At 38.1% G+C, this 4,614-nt stretch carries 5 protein-coding genes; all 5 read right to left on the reverse strand.

What is annotated here, in order from left to right:
• Positions 1 to 198 precede the first annotated feature (198 nt).
• The 5 genes from IM477_RS17845 to IM477_RS17865 all read right to left on the reverse strand — a co-directional run bounded on the left by IM477_RS17845 (position 199) and on the right by IM477_RS17865 (position 4,368).
• Positions 199 to 585 carry a type II toxin-antitoxin system VapC family toxin gene (locus IM477_RS17845; protein ID WP_002734288.1) on the reverse strand — a complete coding sequence of 129 codons (387 nt, stop codon included), beginning with the start codon at positions 583 to 585 and terminating at the stop codon, positions 199 to 201.
• Positions 582 to 845, reverse strand: a complete 264-nt coding sequence (locus IM477_RS17850; RefSeq protein ID WP_287732882.1) for a type II toxin-antitoxin system Phd/YefM family antitoxin — start codon at positions 843 to 845, stop codon at positions 582 to 584. Before IM477_RS17850 ends, IM477_RS17845 begins: the two co-directional genes overlap by 4 nt.
• A 305-nt stretch (positions 846 to 1,150) precedes the next feature.
• Positions 1,151 to 1,363, reverse strand: coding sequence for a hypothetical protein (locus IM477_RS17855; RefSeq protein WP_104396960.1), 213 nt, complete (start codon positions 1,361 to 1,363; stop codon positions 1,151 to 1,153).
• Positions 1,364 to 1,399: 36 nt separating this feature from the next.
• Positions 1,400 to 3,022 (reverse strand): tetratricopeptide repeat protein, encoded by a 1,623-nt coding sequence (locus IM477_RS17860; protein WP_287732884.1) that lies wholly within the window; start codon positions 3,020 to 3,022, stop codon positions 1,400 to 1,402.
• A gap of 2 nt (positions 3,023 to 3,024) precedes the next feature.
• The gene (locus tag IM477_RS17865; protein ID WP_287732885.1) at positions 3,025 to 4,368 is read right to left on the reverse strand and encodes a P-loop NTPase fold protein; all 1,344 of its coding nucleotides are present in this window, start codon (positions 4,366 to 4,368) and stop codon (positions 3,025 to 3,027) included.
• Positions 4,369 to 4,614 lie beyond the last annotated feature (246 nt).

The following is a 4,614-nucleotide window of genomic DNA, read 5'->3' on the forward strand; positions in this document are numbered from 1 at the left end:
GGGCGAAGCATTCGGATAGAAAATCTCTGGTTTCACCGATAGGTTATTGCCCGAATGCTTCGCCCCTACAGGACGCTGGCGGATGAAGACGCAAGGTTTTGAACGACGATTCTCTCAAAATCTTGCACCTGTGAGAGCAAAACAGAACCCTAAAACTCTTACCTCGTCTATATTTCACATTTATTCAGCAAGCCCTATCTACCAATCTATCTGAACAGGATATTTTGCTAATATTGAATCATGGCTAATCAGTCTAGCATTTTCAAGATTAGCTTGAGCAACTAACAAGCGGTCAAATGGATCTTTATGGATGTTAGGTAAAGTATTTAAAGCTAAAACATGGCTGACTGTAATTGATAAAAGGCCAATTTGGTTAGTTTCCTGCTGAGTATTAATCATTTCTGCTAAAGGTATCTTGAGTGATAGTTTACCTAGTTGTAGTTTGATTTGCATTTCCCAAATACTTGTAATACTAAGTAATAGCGTATTACTAGGATCTCTACACAGTTCTAAAGCTCTTTGAGAGAGTTTTTCTGGTTCGCTATCCCACCAAATAAATGTATGGGTATCTAAAAGAAATTTCATGATTCACCTGTCCAAAATTCTTCAGGAAGTGGCTCATCAAAATCTTCGCTAGTCCTAATTTTTCCAGCGTGTAGTCCTGGTTGTCGTAACTTAGGAGAAGGAGTTTCAGACGTTGTTTTTTCAGTATCTCCCCAAGAAATTAGACGAGCTACAGGCTTGTTTCCTTCGGTTATAATAATTTCAGTATCTACCTTTATTAAGGCAAGTAGTTCTTGTAAAGTTAACTGTACTTGATTGAGATCAATAGTTTTTTTTGACATGAATAATTTTCTCTCTTTATTTACTTCACAAAATAAAACAGGATTCAGTGATAACTGCCTCACAAGTTAATAAAGGGTTGGCAACTTTTTCCCATTGCTGAATTGACCAATTGTGATAATTATCACTCCGGTATGTCTTGGAATCGCAGATCTTTTATTTAATTGGGGGTTAAACTACCAAGAATGGCTAGGACTTGCTGAAAAAGTACGGGCGAAGATTCGGGCAATAACTTATCGCTGAAACCGTAGATTTCCTATCCGAATGCTTCGCCCCTACAGGACGTGATCGATAAACTGTTTGCGCTTCATACAACAATTTTCTCTTCTTGGTAGTTTCCCCTAGTAGCGGAAATTGCTTCCTGTTTATTCAATTCTAATGCTTCACTAAGAGTAATTTTTAGGGTTTCTAATAACTGATCACGAGATGCTTCTTGACAGTTAACTCCCGGAATTTCTTCTATCCAACCAATCCACCAATCTCCGTCTGGCTGAATGATAGCTGTGTAGGTGTTAGTCATAGAATATCTCCTTAGCTAAAATACAAATATATATTATTATACTCGATTTAGGAAACTCTGAAACCGCTCATCTCCCCGAATCTGCTCAAAATCTTTATCCGTTTTCGCCATATCCTGATATTCGACATCAAGATTGATGGCGCTTTGTAAGTTTTCGATAGCTAATTCCACATTGTTTTGTAAGCCATAACAGCAAGCTTTATTGTAGTAAGCATTAGCATAATTTGAATTAATTTTAATAGCACGATCCCAAGATTCTAATGCATCTTTATATCGTCCCATACAAGTTAAAACATATCCTCGATTATCCCAAGTATCAGGGTCATCGGGTTTAAATTCTAAAGCTCGATCGAAGGATGCGATCGCTTCTGCCAATCTGTCTAAATTACCTAACGCAACCCCTCGGTAGTTCCAAGCATCATGGTCATCGGGTTTAATTTCTAAAGCTTTGTCGTAAGATGCGATCGCTTCTGCAAATCTGCCTAAATCATCTAACGCAAACCCTCGGTTGTACCAAGCTTCATGGTCATCGGGTTTAATTTCTAAAGCTTTGTCGTAAGATGCGATCGCTTCTGCAAATCTGCCTAAATTACCTAACGCAAACCCTCGGCCGTACCAAGCTTCATGGTCATCGGGTTTAATTTCTAAAGCTTTGTCGTAAGAGGCGATCGCTTCTGCAAATCTGCCTAAATCATCTAACGCAAACCCTCGGTTGTACCAAGCTTCATGGTAATCGGGTTTAATTTCTAAAGCTTTGTCGTAAGAGGCGATCGCTTCTTCTAATCTGCCTAAATTACCTAACGCAACCCCTCGGTTGTACCAAGCTTGATGGTAATCGGGTTTAATTTCTAAAGCTTTGTCGTAGGATGCGATCGCTTGTTCGTATTCTTTTCCCATTTGATGAATTAAGCCTTTTTTATGCCACAATTCAGATGTTTGAACAGGATCGAGAGATGGGGAATCGCTTAAATAGGCTTTAATTTCGGCTAACTTTTCCTGTCGTTGTTGGGGAGTGAATTGTTGATAGGTATCGAGATCGCCGTCTAAATAAACCAGTCTTTCAATTTCTCTTTCCAATATGTCCTTATCCGTCGGAAATTCATAAACTCCCGAATACCAATCAAAAAAATCCGACGCACGACGAATAAAATACCGCAAGGCAAATTCCGGCAATAAGAATACTAAAGTAAAGGGAAATTGCCGCTCAAATCGCTCACGGGATAGGTTTAAATAGCCTAAAATCTTAGGAACTCCGGCCCAGGTTCCCCCATAAACCGGACTTTGACTCGATAAGAAATAGCCTTCACTTTCCGCTTCTTCGTAGCGCAGTAGTGCATTTTCTAAACCGCGCACAAAAAGAATGTTTAGATTGGTATAATTTGGTAGATAGACAATTTTATCATACAAATTATCGGTTTCTGAATCAAGCTGCAGGACTTGAATATTTTTATTAGGTAAATCTTGACTGACTCTCCGAATAATCTCATCAGCTTGCACGGGAGAACAGCGAACAAAGAGTAAATTAAAGCCATTTTTTCGTCTGAGCGATCGCAGTAATGATTGATAGGATTCTGCTGCTGTTAGGGGTTGCTCTTCTAGCAATCCTTCAAAATCCGATTCCTGAGAGTTAGTTAAGGGTTTTACTTTTGGGTTTGTCATTATTATACTCCTCCCGGTGTGGGTTGGCTGAGGATTGCGTCTTTAAACTCCTTAATTTCGGTAATTAAAGGATGCACATCATACCAACTTTTCAACTCTGCATCTGCATCAAAATAAGCATATTGTAAAATACAACGATTGAATAATAATTTACGATGAGCTTCATCATTTTGAATTTCGTTGGTAAGATGTACCTTAGCCATAATTTTCCACTGCTCGTGTTCTACTGTTCTCCGATAGACATCTCTAGCTTGAGTTATTGCTCTTTGAGCAGCTTTTGCGGTAATAGGTAAAGCATCCACATGATCTAAAGCGGTTTGCATTAATAAAATTAGGTTTCGTACATGACCTCCAGTCATTAAACATAATCGCTCCAGAACTTCTTGACTTTCAAAAATATCTGTTTCTAGCTTTTTCTTCGGTAAAAATTGCTGCGTTCTTTTCTCAATAATAGCCTTAATTTTTGCCATACCATCAGGATTAATAGTACGATCAAGATTGCGGATCATAATCATCGGTAAAACCATCGGGTCATTATCATAAATATCCCGTAGATCATTGGCCCGATTAGAATAGGCCATTGAAATAGGTATAGTATAAATCAAATGACAATTTAACCCCTTTAATTGATTAGCTCGATCTAAAAAAATCTCATCATGATTCGTTTTATGATCTCGCCGATATATCGGTACGATGCGATCTAAGTTATCAACAATTACCACTAATTTTGTTGAATCATCTAAGACAGTTTTGCTATTATCAATAAACTCATTGAGTGCTGTTAACAGCGTAACAGTATGAGGATTGATTTTATTTCTTATTTCTTGTCTTTGACTGGGAATTGCCCGAATCGCCGCAGACATTTTACCAAAATATTTAATCAAGTCTCCCGTTTCTAATTTGACATCTTCCACTTTAATCTCTGTTAAAGCTAAATCAATTAAATCCTGCCAACGAGATTTTATCCAGTTTTTTAAGGGGGTTGAATTAGCCTGTTTTAGTTGTTCTAATAAATGGTGCGTACAGGCAATGAGAATATCTGTATATTGAGCATCTTCTGGATCGATATCGTCTTCATCTGCCGCAAAATAAACAACAAAACAATTTTTTTGCTCTAGATATTTTTTCAGCCGCAATAATTCCGTGGATTTCCCCCCTCCTCGATGTCCTGTGTAGAGTTGATGGGTGTAGTTTGTTGGCAGCGAAAGAATAATTTTTCTGCCCAAATCTTGACAAACATCGGCATCCGCTCTCACTGCTTTTAGATCCACATAAAAGGGACTATCGGCAGGTAAAGGAACTGGTTTAAAGGCATTAGCAAGATTAGCGATTAATTGTTCAGACATAGGCGACTATAGCTTGATTGATGTCATTATTATAACAATAAGTAGGTAGGTGTTAAAAATTGTCAGATTTCCCCCCTTATCAAGCTATCCATTAGTCAGATCTTTCTTAACAAAAAGAGAAGAAACTTAAAAAAAGGGGAAACGATTGATAGGTATAGTTTTGAAAGAAGGAATCAAGGTGGAGGTAAGCAAAAAAATGGAGAAATGGGCAGCCCAAGAATTACAGTATGCAGACCTAGGGGACAC

This window comes from Microcystis sp. M090S1 (assembly GCF_020246295.1).
GTDB lineage: Bacteria > Cyanobacteriota > Cyanobacteriia > Cyanobacteriales > Microcystaceae > Microcystis > Microcystis aeruginosa.

What these genes read in the sequence shown, in the direction of transcription:
- IM477_RS17845 (WP_002734288.1), bottom strand. Translation starts at nt 585, where the DNA reads ATGAAATTTCTTTTAGATACCCATACATTTATTTGGTGGGATAGCGAA.
- IM477_RS17850 (WP_287732882.1), bottom strand. Translation starts at nt 845, where the DNA reads ATGTCAAAAAAAACTATTGATCTCAATCAAGTACAGTTAACTTTACAA.
- IM477_RS17855 (WP_104396960.1), bottom strand. Translation starts at nt 1,363, where the DNA reads ATGACTAACACCTACACAGCTATCATTCAGCCAGACGGAGATTGGTGG.
- IM477_RS17860 (WP_287732884.1), bottom strand. Translation starts at nt 3,022, where the DNA reads ATGACAAACCCAAAAGTAAAACCCTTAACTAACTCTCAGGAATCGGAT.
- IM477_RS17865 (WP_287732885.1), bottom strand. Translation starts at nt 4,368, where the DNA reads ATGTCTGAACAATTAATCGCTAATCTTGCTAATGCCTTTAAACCAGTT.